The organism is Roseomonas sp. GC11 (assembly GCF_024437745.1).
Taxonomy (GTDB): domain Bacteria; phylum Pseudomonadota; class Alphaproteobacteria; order Acetobacterales; family Acetobacteraceae; genus Pseudoroseomonas.
Genome location: NZ_JANFNY010000049.1, coordinates 16,640 through 38,121, shown reverse-complemented (window position 1 = coordinate 38,121; position 21,482 = coordinate 16,640). Strand labels below are relative to the sequence as shown.

Below are 21,482 nucleotides of genomic sequence, written 5' to 3'. Positions count from 1 at the left end.
GGCCCGCCCGCCCCGCCGCCACCCTGCTGCGCGAGGCGGAGCAGCTGGCCCGGGAAGGCGCCTGGGCCGCGCTGTGCGAGCGGGTGGCGCCGCATGTCGCCCGCCTGGACGGGGCGGCGCCGGAGCCGCGCCTCGTGCCGCTGCTGGCCACCGCCGCCGCCGAGGCCGCCCATGCCCCGGCGCTGGAGGCGCTGATCGGCGCCGCCTTCGCCGGTCGGCTCGCCTATCGCGGCCTGTGCCGGGCGGCCTATATCCTGGCGCTGGGCGGGCAGTGCCCGGCGGCGCTCGCCCTGCTGCTCAGCCAGCCCGCGACGCTGCAGGGCCCGGCCACGCCGGAGGAGATGGGCGCCCTGCTCAACGCGCTGCGCGTGCTGGTCTTCCACGCGCCGGACAGGGTGACGCGCGCCGCCGCCACGGCGCTGCGCCGGCAGGTGACGGGCGGCGAGAATGACCGCCCCGACGCCACCAGCACCCTGGCCAGCGGCGACTCGCAGCGCCCCCCCGGCCCGGCGCCGCTGCTCTTCAACCGCGCCGCCATCGCCGCCCCGCTGCTGGAGGAGCTGGACAAGGTCCACACGGCCTTCGAGGCCGCCCTGCCCCGGCGGGAGCCGCCGCGCCTGCGGGAATACCACGATGTCTTCGTCAACCGTCTGGGGCAGGTCTGGCGCCCGGATGGCGAGGTGATGATCAGCATGGGCCGCCCGCTGATGCCGGGCAGCCGCGAGGCCATGGCCGGGGCGCCCCGCGGCGCCACCGCCGCGCTGGGCACGGATGGGGCGGGCTTCTTCCACTGGATGGTGGAGTGGCTGCCGGGCCTGATCTGGGCCGCCGGCGCCCTGCCCGGCACCGCCCTGCTGCTGCGCGACGACGCGCCGGGCTACCAGGGCGCCAGCCTCGACCTCGCCGCCCCCGGCGCGCCGCGCCTGGCGGTGGGCGCCGCGCTGCGGGTGGAGCGGCTGCTGGTCACCAGCCGCCACATGCCGCGCTTCCGCTACTGGGATGTCTATGCGCCGGGCTATGCCCGCTTCCTGGCGGAGGCGGAGCGCCGCGCCGCCCCCGGCCCGCGGCCGCGCCGCCTCTATATCTCGCGCGGCGATGCCAGCCGCCGCCCGCTGCGCAACGAGGCGGCGCTGATCGCCGCGCTGGAGGCGGAGGGATTCACCAGCCTGGAGCTGGGTCCCCTCGGCATGGCGGAGCAGATCGCCACCGTGGCGGCGGCGGAGGAGATCGTGGCGCCGCACGGGGCGGGGCTGGCCCATCTGCTCGGCCTGCCGCGCCCGGTGCGGGTGCTGGAGATCTTCCCGATGCTCAGCGGCCATATGTCGCTGCGCTACAACTTCGCCCGCATCGCGCGGCTGCGCGGCCATGCCCATGCCCTGCGGCTGGAGCCGCAGCCGCCGGGGCGGCAGGAATGGGAGGTGGATATCCAGGCCCTGCTGGCGGATCTCGCGCCCTGGCGCGCCACCCCCCTCGCCCCGCCGGGCCAGGACCCGGCATGAGCACGGCCCGCCAGGACGGCAACGGCCCGGACAGCTCCGGCTTGGAAAACTCCAACCTGGAAAAAACTGGTGCGGGGGGCGCCCTGGCCGCCAACCTGCTGGGCTTCGCCCGGCTGCTGCGCCGCGCCGGGCTGCCGCTCGGCCCCGCCGGGCTGCTGGCCGGGGGGGAGGCGCTGGCGCGCATCGACCTCGGCGACCGCCGCCAGGTCCATGCCGCGCTGCGCGCCACCCTGGTGCAGCGGCGCGAGCATTTCGACCTGTTCGACCAGGCCTTCCGCCTGTGGTGGCGCGACCCGGAGGCCGGGCGCCACGCCGCCGCCATGGACGCGCTGAGCCAGGGCCAGGAGCCGCCGAAGCCGCCCCCCGGCGGGCGCCGGCTGGCCGAGGCCCTGGCCGGCCAGCGCCCGCCGCCCCCCGCCCCGCCCCCGCCGGAGGAGCGCCGCATCGAGGCGACCATGACCGTCAGCGCCAGCGAGGCGCTGCGGAAGATGGATTTCGAGGCGATGAGCGCCGACGAGCTGGCCACGGCACGGGCCGAGATCCGCCGCCTCACCCTGCCGCTGGACCACCGCCCGACGCGCCGCTTCCGCCCCCACCCCGCCGGCCGGCGGGCCGATCTGCGCGCCACCCTGCGCGCCAGCCTGCGCCAGGGCGGCGAGATCACCACGCTGCGCCGCAGCCAGCGCGTCGAGCGCCCGCCGCCGCTCGTCGTGCTCTGCGACATCTCGGGCAGCATGGGGCGCTATGCGCAGATCCTGCTGCACTTCATCCACGCCGTGACGAATGACCGCGACCGCGTCTCCGCCTTCCTCTTCGGCACGCGGCTGACCAACATCACCCGGCCGCTGCGCCACCGCGACGCGGAAGTGGCCTTCGAGATGGTCGGCCAGGCGGTGCAGGACTGGTCCGGCGGCACCCGCATCGGCGCGGCGCTCGACCTGTTCAACCGCCAGTGGGCGCGCCGCGTTCTGGGCCAGGGCGCCGTCGTCCTGCTCATCACCGACGGGCTGGAGCGCGGCGACGCCGCCGACCTCGCCCGCCTCGCCGCGGCGACGGAGCGGCTGCGCCATTCCTGCCGCCGGCTGGTCTGGCTCAACCCGCTGCTGCGCTATGCCGGCTTCCAGCCACGCCCGCAGGGGGTGAGGACCATGCTCCCCCTGGTGCATGAGCACCGTCCGGTCCACAACATCGACAGCCTGCGCGCGCTGGTGGACAGCCTCTCCAGCCCCGCGCCACGCCCCTTCAAGGGAGGAATGGCATGAGCGACCAGGAAGACATCCTCGCCACCGCCGCGCGCTGGCTGGAGGAGGGGGAAAGCGTGGCCCTGGCCACGGTGGTGGAGACCTGGGGCAGCTCGCCCCGCCCGGCGGGCTCGCACCTCGCCATCACCGCCTCCGGCCGGCTGGCGGGCAGCGTCTCCGGCGGCTGCATCGAGGGCGCGGTGGCCGAGGCCGCCCGCGCCACCATGGCCAGCGGCGCGCCGCAGCTGCTCGATTTCGGCATCAGCGACGAGCGCGCCTGGGAGGTGGGCCTCGCCTGCGGCGGCAAGCTCAAGGTCTTCGTCGAGAAGCTGGGCGGGGAGCAGGCGGCGTGAACACCGAATTCCTCGCCCGCCTCCAGGCCGCGCGCGGCGCCGGGCGCGCCGTCGCGGTGCTGACGCGGCTGGCCGATGGCGCGCAGTTCCTCCACCCCGAGGACAGCCTGCCCGAGCCGCTGCTGCGCGCCGCCGAGGCCGCCCTGGCCAGCGACACCGCCGCCACCGTGGCCGATGAAGGCACGGCCTGGTTCGTCCAGCCGCACAACCCGCGGCTGCGGCTGATCGTGGTGGGGGCGGTGCATATCGCCCAGGCCCTGGCGCCGATGGCGCTGGGGCTGGGCTATGCCGTCACCATCATCGACCCGCGCCGCGCCTTCGCCACCCAGGAGCGCTTCGGCACGGGCATCCGCCTCGTCGATGACTGGCCGGACGAGGCCATGGCCCATCTCGCCCCCGACAGCCGCACGGCGGTGGTGACGCTGACCCACGACCCCAAGCTGGACGACCCGGCGCTGGAGGTGGCGCTGCGCTCCCCGGCCTTCTACATCGGCGCGCTGGGCAGCCGGCGCACCCATGCCAAACGTGCCGCCCGCCTCGCCGAGGCCGGGCTGCCGCCGGAGGCCATCGCCCGCATCGCCGCCCCCGTGGGCCTGTCCATCGGCGCCGTCACCGCGCCGGAAATCGCCCTCTCCATCATGGCCGAGATCGTCGCGCGCCGCCGCGGCGCCGCCCTCGGCAGCAGGGACACCGCATGATCTTCGGCCCCACGCCGCTGGATGCCGCGCAGGGCGCGGTGCTGGCCCACACGCTGCGCCTGCCCGGGCGCGTGCTGAAGAAGGGCACGGTGCTCGACGCCGGGGCCATCGAGGCCCTGCGCGCCGCCGGCAAGCGCGAGGTGGTCGCCGCCCGCCTCGAATCCGGCGACATCCCGGAGGATGAGGCCGCCCACCGCCTGGGCGAGGCGCTGCTCGGCCCGCTGCTGGCGCGCTCCCGCGCCGCGACGGGGCGGGTCAACCTGCTGGCCGACGCCGCCGGGCTGCTGGTGGTGAATGAGGAGCTGGTCCACCGCCTCAACGCGCTGGATGAGAGCCTGACGCTCGCCACCCTGCCCAACCACACCCCCGTCACCGCGCGGGAGATGCTGGCGACGGTGAAGGTCATCCCCTTCGCCGTGCCGGGCGGCGTGCTGCAGGTGGCCGAGGCGCTGGCGCGCAGCGGCCGGGTGCTGACCATCCACCCCTTCCGCCCGCTGAAGGTGGGGCTGGTGCTGACCGAGCTGCCCGGCCTCAAGGAAAGCATCATGGAAGGCGCGGTGGAGGCCACCGAGGCACGCGTGACCGCGCTGGCCGGCCAGCTCCTGCCGCCCGAGCGCTGCCGCCACGAGGAGGGCGCGATCGCCGATGCGCTGGCGCGGCTGAAGCGGGCGGGGGCGGAGATGCTGCTGGTCGCCGGGGCCTCGGCCGTGGTGGACCGGCGCGATGCCGGCCCCGCCGCCATCACCCGCGCCGGCGGCACGATCGAGCATTTCGGCATGCCGGTGGACCCGGGCAACCTGCTCTGCCTCGGGCGGATCGGCGAGGTGCCGGCCCTCGTGCTGCCCGGCTGCGCCCGCAGCCCGAAGCTGAACGGGCTGGACTGGGTGTTGCAGCGGCTCTTCGCCGGGCTGCCGGTGACGGGGCGGGAGATCGCCCGCATGGGCGTGGGCGGGCTGCTGAAGGAGATCGAGACGCGCCCGCTGCCGCGCGAGGCGGCGCCGCGCGCCCAGGCCCCGGGCGCCGCGCCGCGCCGGCCGCGCCAGGTGGCCGCCCTGGTGCTGGCCGCCGGCCGCTCCCGCCGCATGGCGCCGCTCAACAAGCTGCTGGTGCCGGACGCGAAGGGCGTGCCCATGGTGGCGCGCGTCGTCGCCAATGTGCTGGACAGCCGGGCGCGGCCCGTCATCGTCGTCACCGGCTATGAGCGGGAGCGGGTGGAGGAGGCGCTGGCCGGCCGCCCCGTGCTCTTCACCCAGACGGAGGACTACAACCAGGGCCTCTCCGGCTCGCTGAAGGCCGGCCTCGCCGCGCTGCCGCCGGAGGCGGAGGGGGTGGTGGTCTGCCTGGGGGATATGCCGCTCGTCACCGGCGCGATGCTGGACCGGCTGATCGCCGCCTTCGACCCGGAGGAGGGGCGCGGCATCGTCATGCCCACCTTCCGCGGCAAGCAGGGCAACCCCATGTTGTGGGCGCGCGCCTTCATCCCGGAGATGCTGCAGATCACCGGCGATGTCGGCGCCCGCCACCTGGCCGGCCAATACGCCGAACAGGTCTTCGAGGTGGAAATGGCGGATGACGCGGTGCTGCGCGACTTCGACACGACGGATGCGCTGCGCCTCTCGCCGGAATTCGGGAAGAAGGCATGATCCTGATCGCCCTCGGCGCCAACCTGCCCGGACCGGATGGCGCCGCGCCGCTCGCCACCTGCCAGGAGGCGGTCCGCGCCATCGCCCGGCTGCCGGGGCTGAGCGTCACCGCCGTCTCGCGCTGGTGGGCGACGGCGCCGGAGCCGCCCCTGCCCGGCGCGCCCTGGTATGTCAACGGCATCGCCCGCTGCGAGGGCGCGCTGGACCCGGCCTCGCTGCTGACCGCCCTGCAGGCGATCGAGGATACGGCGGGGCGCCAGCGCCCCTACCCCAATGCCCCGCGCACGCTGGACCTCGACATCATCGCCATGGGCGAGGCGGTGCGCGGCGCGCCGGACCCGATCCTGCCGCACCCGCGCGCCCATCTGCGCCGATTCGTGCTGGAACCCCTGGCCGAGGTGGCGCCCGGCTGGGTCCACCCCAGCCTGGGCCGCAGCGTCGGCGAATTGCTGGAGGCCCTGCCGCCGGCCGCCATGCGGCCGATGGCGGCATGAGGTATTTTCAAAGAGATGTTCTTTTTTGAAAAAAAGAACCAAAAAACTTTTATCCGTGTGGCGTCCCGCTGTGACGGGAGACCGCGGCAGCCTGAAAGAAAGTCTTTTTGCTTCTTTTTCTTCAGAAAAAGAAGAATTTTGATTTAAAATCAAACGCTTTCAGGAGCCTGCCCCCCGGCTCTCCCCATGCGGCTTGCCTTTCGCGGGTGCGATGGCTATCTGAGAGGTTCCGCACGGCATCGAGTTGGAGGCCTCCCCCATGGCCCGCGTCACGGTCGAAGACTGCATTCTCAAGATTCCCAATCGCTTCGAGCTGGTCCTGCTCGCCGCGCAGCGTGCCCGCAACATCAGCCGCGGCGAAGAGCTGACGGTGGACCGCGACAACGACAAGAATCCCGTCGTCGCCCTGCGCGAGATCGCGGATGAGACCGTCAGCCTGCCCGGCCTGGAGCAGGATCTGGTGAAGTCCCTCCTCCGCGCGCCGGAGCCGGAGCCGGTCGAGGAGGAGGTCATCGACCTCATCGCCACCGACGAGAACATCTTCGGCGTCATGGACGTCAATGACGACGTGGCGCCTGAGGCCGGCGCGCTGGACGACCTCTCGGCCGATGACATCGAGGCGGCGATCGCCGCCGAACTCGGCGGCCGGCGCTGAGCCGGGGGCGCGCTTGAACCCCGGCGCCGGGTCCGATCCTGTCCCGGCGCCCCGCGCGCCCGAGGGGGTGGCCACGCCCGCCCCCACCCACCCCCTGCCTTCCACCGGCTCCCCCCCAGCCGCCGGCACGCCGCCGGTGGAAACGCCGGGCACCGAGCTGGCCCGCCGCGTCGCCGCCTATGACCCGCGCGCCGATGTGGCGCTGATCGAGGCGGCCTATAACCTCGCCGCCACCGCCCATGCCTCGCAGTCGCGCGAGAATGGCGACCCCTACATCACCCATCCGCTCGCCGTCGCCGGCATCCTGGCCGGCTACCGGCTCGACACCGCCACCATCGCCACCGCCCTGCTGCATGACGTGGTGGAGGATACCAGCTTCTCCCTGGCGGAGCTGGAGAAGCGCTTCGGCGCCGATATCGCCCGGCTGGTCGATGGCGTCACCAAGCTGACGCGCCTCGAACTGCAGTCGGAGCGCACCAAGCAGGCGGAGAATTTCCGCAAGCTCGTCCTCGCCATGAGCGAGGATATCCGCGTCCTGCTGGTCAAGCTGGCCGACCGGCTGCACAACATGCGGACGCTGCACTTCAAGCCCAAGCCCGCCAGCCGCGCCCGCGTCGCCCGCGAGACGATGGAGATCTACGCGCCGCTGGCCGAGCGCATCGGCATGGATGCGGTGAAGGGCGAGCTGCAATCCCTGGCCTTCCGCGAATTGCAGCCGGATGCCTACCAGACCATCACCGCCCGCCTCGCCTTCCTGCGCGGCCAGGGCGCCGACCTGATCGACGAGATCGCCGCCGACCTCAAGGCCAAGCTCGCCGCCGCCGAGGTGCCCGTGGTCGAGGTGACGGGGCGCGAGAAATCGCCCTACTCGATCTGGATGAAGATGTACGAGAAGAAGGTCGAGTTCGAGCAGCTCTCGGACATCATGGCCTTCCGCGTGCTGACCACCGACAAGGCGCATTGCTACGCCGCGCTGGGCGCCATCCATTCCGCCTACCGCGTCGTGCCGGGGCGGTTCAAGGACTACATCTCCACCCCCAAGCCCAATGGCTACCAGTCGCTGCACACCGGCGTGACCGTGCCGGAGCGGCGCAACGCCAAGATCGAGGTGCAGATCCGCACCGCCGATATGCACGAGATCGCCGAATACGGCGTGGCCGCGCACTGGATGTACAAGCAGGAGGGCGGCGCCGCCCCGGCCCCCGCCCCCATCAACCAGCGCCGCTACCCCTGGGTGAAGGAGCTGCTGGAAATCCTGGAATCGGCCGCCGAGCCGCAGGAATTCCTTGAGCACACCAAGCTCGCCCTGCACCAGGATCAGGTCTTCTGCTTCACCCCCAAGGGCGACCTGATCGCCCTGCCGCGCGGCGCCACGCCGGTGGACTTCGCCTACCAGGTGCACAGCCAGGTGGGCGATGCCTGCGTGGGCGCCAAGATCAATGGCCGCATCGTCCCGCTGCGCCACCAGCTGGAAAATGGCGACCAGGTCGAGATCATCACCGCGCGCGGCGGCACACCCAACCCGGCCTGGGAGCGCTTCGTCGTCACCGGCAAGGCGAAGGCGCGCATCAAGCGCTTCGTCCTCGCCCGCCAGCGCACCGAGTTCCAGGAGCAGGGCCGCAGCGCCATCGCCAAGGCCTTCCGCCAGGAGGGCGTGGATTTCTCGGAAAAGATCGTCGAGCCGGCGCTGAAGGCCCTGAAGCAGCCCGGCTTCGAGGAGCTTTGCGTCGCCGTCGGCAATGGCAACCTGACGGCGCGCGAGGTGCTGCACGCCGCCATCCCCGAGCTGCGCGGCCCGCCCCGCGCGGTGGACCCGCTGCCGCTGACCCGCGCCCGCGGCAAGCCCGGCGCCACCGTCGTCCGCACCGAGCGGCGGCGCGAGGCCAGCCATGGCATCACCGGCCTCGTCGCCGGCATGGCCGTGCAGTTCGCCGGCTGCTGCCACCCCGTACCGGGGGACCGCATCGTCGGCATCGTCTCCACCGGCAAGGGGGTGACGGTGCACAAGCAGGATTGCCACAACCTCGAGGCGCTCTCCGCCACGCCGGAGCGCTTCCTCGATATCGACTGGGATTACGAGGCCGGCTCGGGCGGTGCCCATCTGGGGCGGCTCGATGTCGTCACCGGCAATGAGGACGCGGCCGTGGCCGCCATGGCCGTCGTCATCGCCAAGCAGAATGGCAAGCTGCACAATCTGCGCTTCGCCCACCGCGCCCCGGACTATGCCGAGGTGGTGGTGGACCTGGAGGTGACGGATCTGCGCCACCTCTCCAACGTCATCGCCGCGCTGCGCGCCTGCCCGGGCATCATCCAGGTGGAGCGCAGCAAGGCCTGACGGCCTGCTGAACGGACACCGCAATGATTATCGGCCTGGGCAACGACATCGTGGACATCCGCCGCATCGAGCGGGTGCTGGAACGCCATGGGGAGCGCTTCCTGGAGCGCATCTTCACCCCGCTGGAACGCAGGAAGGCCGACAGCCGCACCCCCGCCCTGCGCGCCGCCACCTATGCCAAGCGCTTCGCCGCCAAGGAAGCCGCCAGCAAGGCCCTCGGCACCGGCTTCCGCCAGGGGGTCTTCTGGCGCGATCTCGGGGTGGTGAACCTCTCCTCCGGGCAGCCCTCGCTGCGGCTCACCGGGGGGGCGGCCCAGCGGCTCGATGCCATCACACCGGCCGGCTATGGCGCCCAGGTCAGCCTGACCATGACGGATGAATATCCCTATGCGCAGGCGGTGGTGATCATCTCCGGCGTACGGATCGTTCCGGGGCTCTGAAGCGCGATGAGCCGGGGTCTTGAGAGGGGCTTCGCCCCTCTCAAACTCTCCCCACCAAAGGCCTGAGGCCTTTGGAAACCCATTCGGCGCCTCACCATCCCGCTATCAGCCAGGGCGGAAGGCATCGGCGATGCGGCGCATCGTGCCGGCAGCGTCCAGCAGCACCACGTCGAAGCGCATGCCGGCCGCGCCATGGCCGGGGTTGAGGGCCAGCCAGTGTTCGGCGGCGGCCGCCAGACGCGCCTGCTGGTGCGGGGTCAGCGCCGCCGCCGCATCGGCGAGGCGGGCGCGCGCCTTCACCTCGATGAAGGCCAGCAGCCCCTCACGCTCGGCCACCAGGTCCAGCTCGCCCACCGGGGCGCGGTGGCGCTGCGCCAGGATGCGCCAGCCCTCCGCCGCCAGCCGCTCCGCCACCAGCGCCTCCGCCCGGCGGCCCCGCGCCTCCGCTGCGGCCCTGGTGCCGGCCGGCACGTTCAGCCCCGTTCCTGCCGGTGGGGCCGCCCGTCCAGCGGGCCTTCCACCAGCCAGTCCTCGCCCTCCCGCCGGGCGAAGTCGGGGCCGAGCGGCGCCTTGCCCGCACCCTCCGGCAGGTCCAGCACATAGGCGGGCCAGGCCAGCCCCGTCAGCCGCCCGCGCAGGGCCCGCAGGATGCGCCGCCCCTCGGCGATCGGCACCTCGAAGCGCACCGTGCCGGGGGCGCGGTCCAGCTGGTGCAGGTAATAAGGCTTCACCTGCGCCGCCAGCATGGCGCGGAACAGATCGGCCAGCGCCTCCGGGCTGTCATTCACCCCGCGCAGCAGCACGGATTGCCCGAGCATCGCCACCCCCGCCCGCCGCAGCCCCCGCAGCGCCGCCAGGGCGGGCGGCGCGAATTCCCGCGCATGGTTGGCGTGGACGCAGAGGAACAGCGCCTTCTCCGTCTGCAACGCCGCCGCCAAAGCGGGGGTGATGCGCTCCGGCGCCGTCACCGGCACGCGGGAATGCAGCCGGATGATGTCGAGATGCGGCATGGCCGAGAGCCGCGCCACGATATGCCCGAGCCGGCGCGGCGAGAGCATCAGCGGGTCGCCCCCCGTCAGGATGGCCTCGCGCACCTGCGGCGTGGCGGCGAACCAGTCCAGCGCCGCCTCCAGCTCCGCCTCGGAGAGCAGCCCGCCCTCCGGCCCCACCACCTCCCGCCGGAAGCAGAAGCGGCAATAGACCGGGCAGGCCAGCAGCGGCTTCAGCAGGGCGCGGTCCGGGTAGCGGTGCACCACGCCCTTCACCGGGGTGAAGGGGGCGTCGCTCGTCGGGTCGCTGCGCTCCTGCGGCAGGGTGGTGAGTTCCGCCATGTCGGGCACATATTGCCGCGCGATGGGGTCGGCCGGGTCGGCGCGGTCGATCAGCGCCTGCACCGCCGGCGTCAGCGCGATGGCATAGGTCTCCTGCAGCCGGGCGAGGCCGGGCAGCGCCTCGGGCGGCGCCAGGCCGGCTTCCACCAGGGCGGCGGCATCGCGCAGGGTGCGGGGCTTCAAGGCGGCGGAACCATCGGGCATGGTCGCGCCGCTTACGCCCGGAGAGCCCGCCGCCGCAATGCCTGATCAGCCCCCGCAACCCAGCCCTGCCGATCATCCCGCCGCGCTGCCGGCCACGCGGCCCGCCGCGATACCCGTCTGGCACCCGGCGCGGCTGGCCGCGCGCCTGCCGCATCTGCGCGCCCGCGCCCGCCTCATGGCCGAGACCCGCGCCTTCTTCACTGCCCGTGGCTATGCCGAGGTGGAGACGCCCGCCCTCGTCCCCGCGCCGGGGATGGAAGTCCACCTCGCCGCCTTCCGCAGCGAGTTCCGCCCCCTGCTGGGGGAAGGCGGCTTCCCCCTCTGGCTGCGCACCTCGCCGGAACTGGCCATCAAGCGCCTGCTGGTGGCCGGGGCCGGGCCGGTCTTTGAGCTCGCCCGCGTCTGGCGCAATGGCGAGGTCAGCCCGCGCCACGCCCCCGAATTCACCATGCTGGAATGGTACCGGCCCGGCGCCGGCCTCGCCGGGCTGATGGAGGAAACCGAGGCCTATGTCCGGGCCATGCTGCCGCCCCGCGTCACCCATGCCGGGGTGGAGACGGATCTCACCCTGCCCTTTGAGCGGCTGACCGTCGCGGAGGCGTTTTTCCGGTTCTGCGGCGGGCTGGATATCCTGGCGACGGAGGGGGAAACCGCCGCCCTGCACGCCGCCGCCCGCGCCGCCGGCCTCGCCCCGCGCGAGTCGGAAAACTGGGAGGATCTGTTCTTCCGCCTGCTGCTGGAACGGGTGGAGCCACAGCTCGGGCGGCAGCGCGCCACCTTCCTCACCCATTGGCCGGCGCCCCAGGCCGCCCTCGCCCGGCGCGACCCGGCCGACCCCCGCGCCGCCCTGCGCTTCGAGCTCTTCGTGGGTGGGATCGAACTGGCCAATGCCTTCGACGAACTGACCGACGCGGAGGAACAGGCCAGCCGCTTCACCCACGACGTCGCCGAGCGCGAGCGCCTCTATGGCGAGGGCTGGCCGGTGGATGCGGATTTCCTCGCCGCCCTGCGCCACGGCATGCCGCCCACGGCGGGGATCGCGCTGGGGTTTGACCGGCTCGTGCTGCTGGCGACAGGGGCGGAGACAGTGGCGGAGACGCTGTGGCTGGGGGGGTGGCCCTATCCAGCGGAGGCTCTGCCTGAATGAGGGGGCTTTGCCCCCTCAACCCCCAGCAGGGGACGGGGTCCCCTGCACCCGCCTTCAGAAAGGGTTTCCAAAGGCCTCAGGCCTTTGGTGGGGAGAGTTTGAGAGGGGCAAAGCCCCTCTCAAGACCCGGACTCAGGGGGTCAGCGCCTCGGCATTGAGGCGGCGCCACTGGCCGCCCACCAGGATCTCGCTCGGCTGGTAGCGCGCCTTGTAGGCCATCTTGCGGCTCTGCGGCACCCAGTAGCCGAGATAGACATAGGGGAGTTCCAGCTGCACGGCCCGCTGCACCAGCCACATCACGGCATGCGTGCCGAGGGAGCGCTTTTCCTCGCCGGGGTCGTAGAAGGAATAGACGGCGGACAGCCCATCGCTCAGCCAGTCGGTCAGGCAGGCGGCATAGAGCCGCCCCCCGGCATCGCGGAACTCGATCAGCCCGGTGGTGATCGGCGTGTCCTCAACCATGGCGCGGTAGTCGTAGAAACCCATCGCCGCCATGTCGCCATCCTGGTGGCGGGCGCGCTGGTAGCGCTGAAACAGAGCAAACTGTTCCGCCGTGGCGCGCGCCGGCACCGTCTCCCCGCTCAGATCGGCATTGGCCCGCGCCACCCGGCGCTGCGTGCGGTCCGGCGTGAAGCGGGCGGCGTCGATGCGGATCGGCACACAGGCATTGCAACCCGGGCAGACCGGCGAATAGGCGATGTTGTGGCTGCGCCGGAAGCCGGCGCGCGAGAGCCGGTCATGCAGCGGCTCCGCCTCCGGCCCCGTCAGCTCGGTGACGATCTTGCGCTCCGTCCGCCCCGCCAGATAGGGGCAGGGGAGCGGCGCGGTCGTGTAGAAGAATTGGGGGCGGCGGGCGGTGCGGTGCAGCATGGTCCTGGCCTCAGTTTCCCCGCCCCGCGCGCCGGACGCAATGATTGTTGCGACGCATCAGCGCGGCACGAGAACAATCGACGGCCCCGCCGTCTCCGGCACCGCCCCGAGCCGCAGCAGCAGGCTCCCCCCCGGGGCCCCTTCCGGCGCCCGCCCGGCCCAGAGCGCCGTCTGGTCCCCCCAATGCGGCGAGAGCGGGTGGCCCGATTGCCCGGTGCCGATCACCGCCCAGGCGCCATCCGGCGTGGCGAGGTCGAACACCGCCCGCAGCCCGGGGCCATGCCGCTGGAGGAAGCCGAACTCCGGCACATTGCCGCGGTTGATCGTCTGGCCATCGCCATCGGTCGGCACGGCGAGGCTGCTCCATTCCCCGAGCAGGGGGACGAAGCGCAGCAGCGGGTGCTCGAACCGCGCCTGATGCGCCGCCCCCCAGCGCCAGGCGGTGGGGTCGGGGCCCTGGATGGCCACCAGCTCCTCCACCGCCTGCCGCAGGGCGCTGGCGACCAGCGCGTGGCAGGCCCCGCCTTCCGTGAAGGGGGGCATGGCGGGGGAGGTCTCGCCCGCCGGGCGGCACCAATGCGCCCCCCGCCCATCCGGCGCCAGCACGAAGCGGAGGAATTCCGGCGTGGCGGGCCAGCCGCCCTCCGGCACCCCGCCCTGCGCCAGCGCCATGCGCGCGGCGATCCGCCACCACGCATTGAAGATCAGCGGCTGCGGCCGGTCCGCCGCCATCTCCCCCTCCCAGGAGAGCAGCAGGTCGCGCGCCACCCCCGCCACCCCCTGCGGCCGGGCGATGGCGCGCAGCGCCGGCAGCATCTCCCGCGCGAAAAGGCTGACGGCATCGTGCTGGATCACCGCCATCTCCTCCGCCCGGTGGCGGGGGCGCTGGCCGAGCAGGGCGTGGATGCGGCGGAAGCGCCAGTCGCCATACCAGTCGCGGCCCAGATAGGGCTCCGCCCCCTCGGGATTGGCCCCGGGATTGACCCTGGCCGGCTGCATCCGGTTGTTGCCATTGGCCAGGGCGCCGCCGGGCGGGTTCTCGGCATGCGGCAGGGCGTCGAAGGGGATGAAGCCCGTCCAGTCATGGCTGCCATCCCAGCCGGGGGCGGGCAGGCTGCCATCGCCGGCGCGGCGGATGGGTGTGCGCCCGGTCAGGTAGAGCGCGATGCCGCCGGCGGCATCGGCCACCATCAGGTTCTGCGGCGGGGAGGTGATCAGCGCCGCCGCCGCCCGCGCCCCGGCCAGGGTGGTGGCGCGGTTCAGCGCCAGCAGCCCGGCGGCGGCGCTGTCCGCCGGCTCCAGATTGGCCATGCGCACGGCCAGCACCGTGCCGGCGGGCGCCCCCTCTCCCTCCCCGGGCAGGTCGCTGATCACCGGGCCATGCCGCGTCTCGCGCACCCGCAGCGTCTCCGGCGCGGCGCCGCGCACGCGGATCACCTCCTCCCGCAGGGTGAAGGGGCGCGGGCCCTCGGGCGTCTCATAGCCCTCCGCCCCGGCCAGCCGCTCGATGAAGACATCCTGCGTGTCGGAATGGGTGGTGGTGAAGCCCCAGGCCAGCTTCTCGTTGCGGCCGATCACCAGGAAGGGCACGCCGGGCGAGGTCGCCCCGGCCAGGAAGCGCCCGCCCGGCAGCTCGATGCGCGCCAGATACCAGAGGATGGGGGCGTTGAAGCCCAGATGCGGGTCATTGGCCAGCAGCGGCGCCCCGCTCTCCGAGCGCGCGGCCGAGAGCGCCCAGGCGTTGGAGGCGATGTTGGGCAGCGGCGCATCCTGCGGGAAGCGTGGCAGGGCGGCGGCGAGGCGGGTAAGCGGCGCCGCATCGCGCAGCAGGGGGTCAAGCTGCGGGTCAAGCCGCGCCACCTGGTCCGGCCGGCCGGGGGAGTCGTCGGCGGGCCAGAGTTCGGCCAGGCGCTCGGCCAGGCGCTCGGGCGGCAGCAGGGCGGCGAGGCGGGCGCGGTCGATCTCGGTGCGCCAGTTGTTGGACAGCCACAGCCCCATCGTCTTGGCCCAGAGCAGGGAATGCCAGGGCTCCCACCGCTCCGGCACGCCGAGGGCGAGGAATTCCGGCGCCGCCAGCCGGCCGCGCGCCGCGATCCAGGCATTCACCCCGCCGGCATAGGCCTCCAGCACGGCGCGCGTGTCGGCGGGCAGGGCGGCGTAGTCGGCCTCCGCCCGGCGCGGCAGGCCGAGGGTGCGGGTGGTGCGGTCCAGCCGCAGCGCGGCGGGGCCGGCGATCTCCGCCAGCCGGCCGGCGGCGTTGCGGCGCATCAGCTCCATCTGGAACAGGCGGTCCCGCGCATGCAGCCAGCCCAGGGCGCGGGCGGCGTCCAACTCGCTGGCGGCGGTGATGCGGGGGATGCCGTGGCCATCCTCCACCACCCGCACCTCGGCCGCGAGGCCGGGCAGGTCGAGCCGCCCCTCGCGCGGCGGCAGGCTGGCCCAGAGCAGGCCACCCAGGCCCGCCCCCGCCAGCGACAGCAGGACAAGGCCCGTGATCAGGCCCCGGAGGAGGAAGCGGCGCGGCCGGCCAGTGCGTCTTTGCATGAAATGCGTCTTTGCATGGGATCTGTCTTTACATGGCCATGATGTAAGCCAAAGCGCGCAGGCGGCCAGGGAGCCGATAGCCTGCCTTGCATGACATCTCCGCCGAGTGAAGAGTAGCGGCCATGGCCCTCGCCCTTTCCATCCTCGACCAGTCCACCATCGCCAGCGGGCGCGGCGCCGATGCGGCGATCCGCGAGACCCTCGCCCTCGCCCGGCTGGCGGATGAGCTCGGCTATGCCCGCTACTGGCTGGCCGAGCACCACAACAGCCAGAGCCATGCCGGCAGCGCGCCGGAAATCCTCATCGCCGCCATCGCCGCCACCACGCGGCGCATCCGCATCGGCTCGGCCGGGGTGATGCTGCCGCACTACGCCGCGCTGAAGGTGGCCGAGCAGTTCCGCGTGCTGGAGGCCATCGCGCCGGGGCGGATCGATCTCGGCCTGGGGCGGGCGCCGGGCAGCGACGGGCGCACCGCCTATGCCCTCAACCCCGCCGCCGTGCGCCAGGAGGAGGGGGACCGCTTCCCCGCCCAGGTGCAGGAGGTGCTGGGCTGGCTCGGCGAGGGGCTGCCGGTCAACCACCCCTTCGCCAGCATCCGCGCCCAGCCGGAGGGGGCGGGCCTGCCGGAGGTCTGGCTGCTCGGCAGTTCGGATTACGGGGCGCAGCTCGCCGGGCTGCTCGGCCTGCCCTACTGCTTCGCCCATTTCATCACCGATGGCGCGGGGGCGGAGGAGGCGCTGGCGGCCTACCGCGCCCGCTTCCGCCCGCAATCGGGGCGGCTCGCGGCGCCGCACGCGGCGCTGGCCGTCTTCGCCGTCTGCGCCGCGACGGAGGCGGAGGCCGAGCGCCGCTTCTCCTCCCGCGCCGTCTGGCGGCTCTCGCGCGACCGCGGCATCTACCCGCCTTTGCCCAGCCCGGAGGAGGCCGCCGCCTATCCCGCCACCCCGCCCGAGCGGGAGAGGCTGCAAAGAATGCGGCAAACGGCGCTGATCGGCACGCCGGAGCAGGTGCGCGGGAAGATCGAGGCCCTGGCGTCCCAGCTCGGCGCGCAGGAAGTGGCGGTGCTCAGCCCGGTGCACGATCCGGAGGCGCGGCGCGACTCGGTGCGCCGCCTGGCCGAGGCCTTCGGCCTGCCAGCCGCCGCCCGCGCCGCCGCATGATTCTTTTTTCAGTTTCCTGCCGCGGGGGCGGGCGGAGGCATGGACGGCCCCCCGCCACCCCCTTCCCCACAGCCCCGCGCGGCCGGCATCCCGGCCTTTCCTTGACATCCGGGCGCGCGCCGGGCTCTACCCCCCACCTGGGTCGCGGCGGCTGGCGCGGCAGACCCCAGCGGAGCCTCGCGCGAACCCCCCGATGACCAAAAAGACCGGCGGCTGGGCCGAAAGCATCAAGACTGTCGTGTATGCCGGGCTGATCGCCATCGGCGTCCGCACCGTGGCCTTCGAGCCCTTCAACATCCCCTCGGGCAGCATGATCCCGACGCTGCTGGTGGGCGACTATCTCTTCGTCTCGAAATACGCCTATGGCTATTCGCGGCACTCCATGCCGTTCAGCCCGGCGCTGTTCGACGGCCGCCTCTTCGGCTCGCTGCCGGCGCGCGGCGATGTCGCCGTGTTCAAATACCCGCGCGACAACAGCACGGACTACATCAAGCGCATCATCGGCCTGCCCGGCGACCGCATCCAGATGCGCGGCGGCCGCCTCTTCCTGAACGGCCAGGAAGTCCCGCGCGAGAGCCTCGGCCTCTACACGGTGGAAGGCGACGGCCAGCCGATGCGCCGCTACCGCGAGACCCTGCCCGGCAGCACCACCCCCGGCCCGGTGCGGCACGAGATCCTGGAGGCCACCGATGACGGCCCCTATGACAACACCCCGGAATTCGTCGTGCCCCCCAACCACGTTTTCGCCATGGGCGACAACCGCGACAACAGCCTCGACAGCCGCGAGATGAACGCGGTGGGCTTCGTCCCCGTCGAGAACCTGGTGGGCCGGGCGGAGTTCCTGTTCTTCAGCAAGGACAATTCCTCCGCCTGGTGGGCGGTGTGGGACTGGCCTTTCTCGATCCGCTGGAACCGCCTCTTCACGGCGGTGAAGTGAGGAGCAACAGGGCATGAGCACGGCCGGTCCCGCCGCGCCAGCCGGGGCTGGCTTCCTCGCCCGGCTTGGCCACGCCTTCCGCGACCCGGCATTGCTGGAACAGGCGCTGACGCACCGCTCCGCCGCCGACCCGCGGCGCGGCATGCTCGATTCCAACGAGCGCCTGGAATTCCTCGGTGACCGCGTGCTGGCGCTGGTGATGGCCGAATGGCTCTCCGAGCGCTTCCCGAGCGAGCGCGAGGGCGCGCTGGGCAAGCGCCTCTCCGTGCTGGTGGCGGCCGAGACGCTGGCCAAGGTGGGCGAGGCCATCGGCCTGCCCGCAGCACTCCGCATCCCCCCCGCCGAGGGGCGCACGGGGCTGCGCAACCGCGTCACCGTCATCGCCGACGCCACCGAGGCGCTGATCGGCGCGCTCTATCTCGATGCCGGGCTCGACGTGCCGCGCGGCTTCATCCGCCGCGAATGGGCCGGCCATCTGGCCGCCGACCCGACGCCGCCCATGTCGGCCAAGAGCCGCCTGCAGGAATACACCCTCGGCCGCGCCGAGGGGCTGCCCGAATACCGCCTCGTCTCCACCACCGGCCCCTCGCATCAGCCGCTCTTCGTCGTCGCCGTGCGCGCGGCGGGGCGGGAGGCGGAGGGGCGCGGAGACTCCAAGCGTGCCGCCGAGCAGGCCGCCGCCGAGGCCTGGCTCGCCGGGCGGAGCGACACCCCATGACCGACGACACGCCCCCCCCCAACCCCGCCCCTTCCCCGGAAGGCACCCCGGATGCCGGCCTGCCCCCCACGCGCTGCGGCCTCGTCGCCGTGGTGGGCGCGCCGAATGCCGGCAAATCCACCCTGGTGAACCGGCTGGCCGGCGCCAAGGTCAGCATCGTCTCGCCCAAGCCGCAGACCACGCGCTTCCGCATCCGCGCCGTGGTGATGCAGGAGCGGACGCAGATCGTGCTGACCGACACGCCGGGCATTTTCTCGCCCCGCCGCCGGCTGGACCGCGCCATGGTCGCCGCCGCCTGGGAAGGCGCGCAGGATGCCGACCTCGCCTTGCTGATCGTGGACAGCCGCGCCGGCATGACGGAGGCGGTGGAATCCATCATCTCCGTGCTGAAGCGCAGCAAGGTTCCCATCTGGCTGGTGCTGAACAAATCCGACCTGATCGACACCAAGAAGCTGCTGCCGCTGACCGCCAGCCTGAACGAGCAGCTGTCCTTCGAGGAGACCTTCATGATCTCCGCCGAGAAGGGCGACGGGCTGGAGCGGATGATGGCCGCCCTCGGCCGGCGCCTGCCGGAAGGCCCCTGGCTCTTCCCGGAGGATGAACTCTCCGACCTGCCGGACCGCATGCTGGCGGCCGAGATCGTGCGCGAGCAGATCCTGCGCCAGACCCACCAGGAAGTCCCCCACCACACCACGGTGGAGACGGAGCAGTGGCAGGAACGGCGCGATGGCTCGGTGCGGATCGACTGCACCATCTATGTCGGCCGGGCGACACAGAAGGCCATCCTGATCGGCGATGGCGGGGCGAAGGTGCGCGCCATCGGCCAGCGGGCGCGGATGGAGCTGGAAAACCTGCTGGAACGCCGCGTCCACCTCTTCCTGAACGTCAAGGAGCGCCAGGGCTGGGATGAGGAACGCGCCCGGCTGCGCGCCCTCGGCCTGGATGATGCCGGCTGAGGCAAATCTTGCCTTGAGAGGGGCTCCGCCCCTCTCAAACCCTGCCCCTCTGAAGGCGGGTGCAGGGAGCCCTGCTCCCTGCTGGGGGAGTTTGAGGGGGCAAAGCCCCCTCAAGGCCAGCTGATGGAATGGCAGGCCCCCGCCATCGTCCTGGAGGCCCGCCCGCATGGCGAGGGCGGGGCGGTGGTATCTGTCCTCACCGCGGCGCATGGGCGGCATGCCGGGCTGGCGCATGGCGGTGCCTCCCGCGCCCAGGCCGGGCTGTGGCAGCCGGGCAATCTTCTGGAAGTGCGCTGGCGCGGGCGGCTGGCGGAACAGCTGGGCAGCCTCTCGGGCGAGATGGTCCACCCCACCGCCGCCCTGGCGCTGGATGAGCCGCTCACCCTCGCCCTGCTGCAATCCGCCTGCGCCCTGGCCGCCGATGCCCTGCCCGAGCGCGAGGCGCAGCCGCGCATCTTCTCCGGCCTGCTGGCGTTGATGGCACAACTCGGCCGCGGCGCTCCCGCCCTGCTGGCCGATTATATCCGCTGGGAGGGGCTGCTGCTGGAAGGGCTGGGCTATGGGCTGGACCTTTCGGCCTGTGCCGTCACCGGGGCGCGGGAGGACCTCACCCATGTCTCGCCACGCAGCGGCCGGGCGGTCTCGGCCGCCGCGGCGGAACCTTACCGGGCGCGGCTGCTGCCGCTGCCGCTCTTCCTGCTCGGCGGGCAGGATGAGCGCGACCCGGCGGAATGGCTGAAGGGCCTGCGCCTGACCGGCCATTTCCTGGAGCGCGACGCCTTCGGTGCTCGCCACCGCCCCCTGCCCCCGGCGCGCGACAGGCTGGTGGCGCGCATCGCCGCCCTGCTGCCATCCACGGCCCCTTCTCCCGATGCCCCTTCCCCCGATCCCTGACCCGGCGCCGGTCCTGCCCGACCTGCTGGCGCCAGGGCTGCGGCTGGTCTTCTGCGGCTCGGCCCCCGGGGCGGTCTCGGCGGCACGCGGGGCCTATTACGCCCATCCCGGCAACCGCTTCTGGCGCATCCTGCACGAGGCGGGGCTGACACCGCGCCGGCTGGCGCCGGCGGAGTATCCCCTGCTGCTCGGCTTCGGCATCGGGCTGACGGACATGGCCAAGCACGCCAGCGGCAATGATGACGAATTGCCGCCCGATGCCTATGACCCCGCCGCCTTCGCCGCGCGCATCCGCGCCGTGCGGCCGGCGGCGGTGGCCTTCACCGCCAAGGCGCCGGCGGCGGCCTTTCTCGGCCGGCGCACCAGCGCGCTGGCCTATGGCCGGACCTCCGGCCCGGCGGATTTCCCGCCGGTCTGGGTGCTACCCTCCACCTCCGGCCAGGCGAGCCGCTTCTGGGACGCGCGCCCCTGGCACGCGCTCGGCGCCTGGTTCCACGGTGCCACCACGGAAGACCCCCGGCATGAGCCAGCATCCCGCCCCTGATCTCCACAGCCTCGCCACCCGCTGGTTCGGGCAGGACGCGGCCCAGCTGGGGGAGGCCGAGCAGCGCGCCCTCTCCCGCGCGCTGGAGCGCAAACCGCTCAGCCGCGACACCAACGAAGCCTTCGCCGGCAAGCTCAGCGTCGGCGACCGGCTGGCGGACAAGGTGGCGACCTTCGGCGGCTCCTGGAGCTTCATCCTGCTCAGCCTGCTGATGCTGGTGCTGTGGACGGCAGCCAATGCCTGGCTGCTGAGGCGGCCCTTCGACCCCTACCCCTTCGTCTTCCTGAACCTGATCCTCTCGATGATCGCGGCCCTGCAGGCGCCGATCATCATGATGAGCCAGAACCGGCAGGCGGCGAAGGACCGGCTGGTGGCCGCCCATGACTACGAGGTCAACCTCAAGGCCGAGATCGAGATCATGGCGCTGCACGAAAAGCTGGACCGCATGCGCGCCGAGCAGATCACCACCCTGCTGGAGCAGCAGCAGAAGCAGATCGACCTGCTGACGCGGCTGGTGGCCGGGCGCGGCGGCGCGCCCTCTTGAGAGGGGCTTCGCCCCTCTCAAACTCTCCCGACCAAAGGCCTGAGGCCTTTGGAAACCCATTTGTTGGTCCCCAACTGATGGCGGGTGCAGGGGGTCCTGCCCCCTGGCCAAAGGGACGAAAAAAGGGGGGGTTGAGGGGGCAAAGCCCCCGCTCAAAGGGCGCCACGGGCTGAGAAAGACCTTCTCGCCGCCTCTCGTTCTTTATATGTTCACTTTCTCGGACCGGCACCGCTGCGCTAGCCCGCAGCCGCTGAAGCACTGCCCAGGAGTTCGCC

The 21,482-nt window shown here is 72.8% G+C and carries 21 protein-coding genes; 17 read left to right on the top strand and 4 right to left on the bottom strand.

Going from position 1 to position 21,482, the window contains the following annotated elements; genetic code table 11:
• The 9 genes from NON00_RS15640 to acpS all read left to right on the top strand — a co-directional run.
• The coding region (locus NON00_RS15640; RefSeq protein WP_256022735.1) for a DUF563 domain-containing protein at positions 1-1,499 on the top strand (1,499 nt) is incomplete at its 5' end.
• Positions 1,496-2,761 (top strand): VWA domain-containing protein, encoded by a 1,266-nt coding sequence (locus NON00_RS15635; RefSeq protein WP_256022733.1) that lies wholly within the window; start codon positions 1,496-1,498, stop codon positions 2,759-2,761. The genes NON00_RS15640 and NON00_RS15635, both read left to right, overlap by 4 nt.
• Positions 2,758-3,093: an XdhC family protein gene (locus NON00_RS15630; RefSeq protein ID WP_256022731.1), complete on the top strand. Its 336-nt coding sequence runs from the start codon at positions 2,758-2,760 to the stop codon at positions 3,091-3,093. Before NON00_RS15635 ends, NON00_RS15630 begins: the two co-directional genes overlap by 4 nt.
• Complete coding sequence (locus NON00_RS15625) at positions 3,090-3,791, top strand: XdhC family protein (RefSeq protein WP_256022728.1); 702 nt, start codon at positions 3,090-3,092, stop codon at positions 3,789-3,791. Before NON00_RS15630 ends, NON00_RS15625 begins: the two co-directional genes overlap by 4 nt.
• Positions 3,788-5,434, top strand: a complete 1,647-nt coding sequence (locus NON00_RS15620) for an NTP transferase domain-containing protein (protein WP_256022724.1) — start codon at positions 3,788-3,790, stop codon at positions 5,432-5,434. The genes NON00_RS15625 and NON00_RS15620 overlap by 4 nt, the downstream gene beginning before the upstream one ends.
• Positions 5,431-5,928: a 2-amino-4-hydroxy-6-hydroxymethyldihydropteridine diphosphokinase gene (folK, locus tag NON00_RS15615; RefSeq protein WP_256022722.1), complete on the top strand. Its 498-nt coding sequence runs from the start codon at positions 5,431-5,433 to the stop codon at positions 5,926-5,928. The genes NON00_RS15620 and folK overlap by 4 nt, the downstream gene beginning before the upstream one ends.
• A gap of 259 nt (positions 5,929-6,187) precedes the next feature.
• Positions 6,188-6,583, top strand: a complete 396-nt coding sequence (gene rpoZ / locus NON00_RS15610; RefSeq protein ID WP_256022738.1) for a DNA-directed RNA polymerase subunit omega — start codon at positions 6,188-6,190, stop codon at positions 6,581-6,583.
• Entirely contained in the window at positions 6,537-8,918 is a 2,382-nt protein-coding gene (locus tag NON00_RS15605) for a bifunctional (p)ppGpp synthetase/guanosine-3',5'-bis(diphosphate) 3'-pyrophosphohydrolase (protein WP_256022719.1), read from the top strand. Before rpoZ ends, NON00_RS15605 begins: the two co-directional genes overlap by 47 nt.
• Before the next feature lie 23 nt (positions 8,919-8,941).
• A complete protein-coding gene (gene acpS / locus NON00_RS15600; RefSeq protein WP_256022716.1) occupies positions 8,942-9,358 on the top strand; it encodes a holo-ACP synthase in 417 nt (138 codons plus the stop codon).
• A 105-nt stretch (positions 9,359-9,463) separates the two neighbouring features.
• Here acpS and NON00_RS15595 read toward each other — a convergent pair whose 3' ends face one another.
• A complete protein-coding gene (locus NON00_RS15595; protein WP_256022714.1) occupies positions 9,464-9,829 on the bottom strand; it encodes a YraN family protein in 366 nt (121 codons plus the stop codon).
• 2 nt (positions 9,830-9,831) lie between these two features.
• Positions 9,832-10,893, bottom strand: a complete 1,062-nt coding sequence (locus tag NON00_RS15590) for a lysine-2,3-aminomutase-like protein (RefSeq protein WP_256022712.1) — start codon at positions 10,891-10,893, stop codon at positions 9,832-9,834.
• A gap of 37 nt (positions 10,894-10,930) precedes the next feature.
• Between NON00_RS15590 and epmA the strand changes: the two genes are divergently transcribed.
• Positions 10,931-12,040 carry an EF-P lysine aminoacylase EpmA gene (gene epmA, locus NON00_RS15585; RefSeq protein ID WP_256022709.1) on the top strand — a complete coding sequence of 370 codons (1,110 nt, stop codon included), beginning with the start codon at positions 10,931-10,933 and terminating at the stop codon, positions 12,038-12,040.
• Between the two features lie 132 nt (positions 12,041-12,172).
• Here epmA and NON00_RS15580 read toward each other — a convergent pair whose 3' ends face one another.
• The gene (locus NON00_RS15580) at positions 12,173-12,910 is read right to left on the bottom strand and encodes an arginyltransferase (RefSeq protein ID WP_256022706.1); all 738 of its coding nucleotides are present in this window, start codon (positions 12,908-12,910) and stop codon (positions 12,173-12,175) included.
• 57 nt (positions 12,911-12,967) lie between these two features.
• Positions 12,968-15,454: a penicillin acylase family protein gene (locus NON00_RS15575; RefSeq protein WP_256022703.1), complete on the bottom strand. Its 2,487-nt coding sequence runs from the start codon at positions 15,452-15,454 to the stop codon at positions 12,968-12,970.
• 122 nt (positions 15,455-15,576) lie between these two features.
• On the opposite strand from NON00_RS15575, the gene NON00_RS15570 reads away from it, so the two are divergent.
• The 7 genes from NON00_RS15570 to NON00_RS15540 all read left to right on the top strand — a co-directional run bounded on the left by NON00_RS15570 (position 15,577) and on the right by NON00_RS15540 (position 21,207).
• On the top strand, positions 15,577-16,614 hold the full coding sequence (locus NON00_RS15570) for an LLM class flavin-dependent oxidoreductase (RefSeq protein ID WP_256022701.1): 1,038 nt from the start codon (positions 15,577-15,579) through the stop codon (positions 16,612-16,614).
• A 193-nt stretch (positions 16,615-16,807) separates the two neighbouring features.
• Positions 16,808-17,551 carry a signal peptidase I gene (gene lepB, locus NON00_RS15565; RefSeq protein ID WP_256022698.1) on the top strand — a complete coding sequence of 248 codons (744 nt, stop codon included), beginning with the start codon at positions 16,808-16,810 and terminating at the stop codon, positions 17,549-17,551.
• A gap of 13 nt (positions 17,552-17,564) precedes the next feature.
• Complete coding sequence (gene rnc, locus NON00_RS15560) at positions 17,565-18,269, top strand: ribonuclease III (RefSeq protein WP_256022695.1); 705 nt, start codon at positions 17,565-17,567, stop codon at positions 18,267-18,269.
• Entirely contained in the window at positions 18,266-19,225 is a 960-nt protein-coding gene (gene era / locus NON00_RS15555) for a GTPase Era (protein WP_256022692.1), read from the top strand. Before rnc ends, era begins: the two co-directional genes overlap by 4 nt.
• A 123-nt stretch (positions 19,226-19,348) precedes the next feature.
• Positions 19,349-20,119, top strand: coding sequence for a DNA repair protein RecO (recO, locus tag NON00_RS15550; protein WP_256022689.1), 771 nt, complete (start codon positions 19,349-19,351; stop codon positions 20,117-20,119).
• Entirely contained in the window at positions 20,097-20,663 is a 567-nt protein-coding gene (locus NON00_RS15545) for a mismatch-specific DNA-glycosylase (RefSeq protein WP_256022686.1), read from the top strand. The genes recO and NON00_RS15545 overlap by 23 nt, the downstream gene beginning before the upstream one ends.
• Complete coding sequence (locus NON00_RS15540; protein WP_256022684.1) at positions 20,641-21,207, top strand: DUF1003 domain-containing protein; 567 nt, start codon at positions 20,641-20,643, stop codon at positions 21,205-21,207. Before NON00_RS15545 ends, NON00_RS15540 begins: the two co-directional genes overlap by 23 nt.
• Positions 21,208-21,482: the final 275 nt, after the last annotated feature.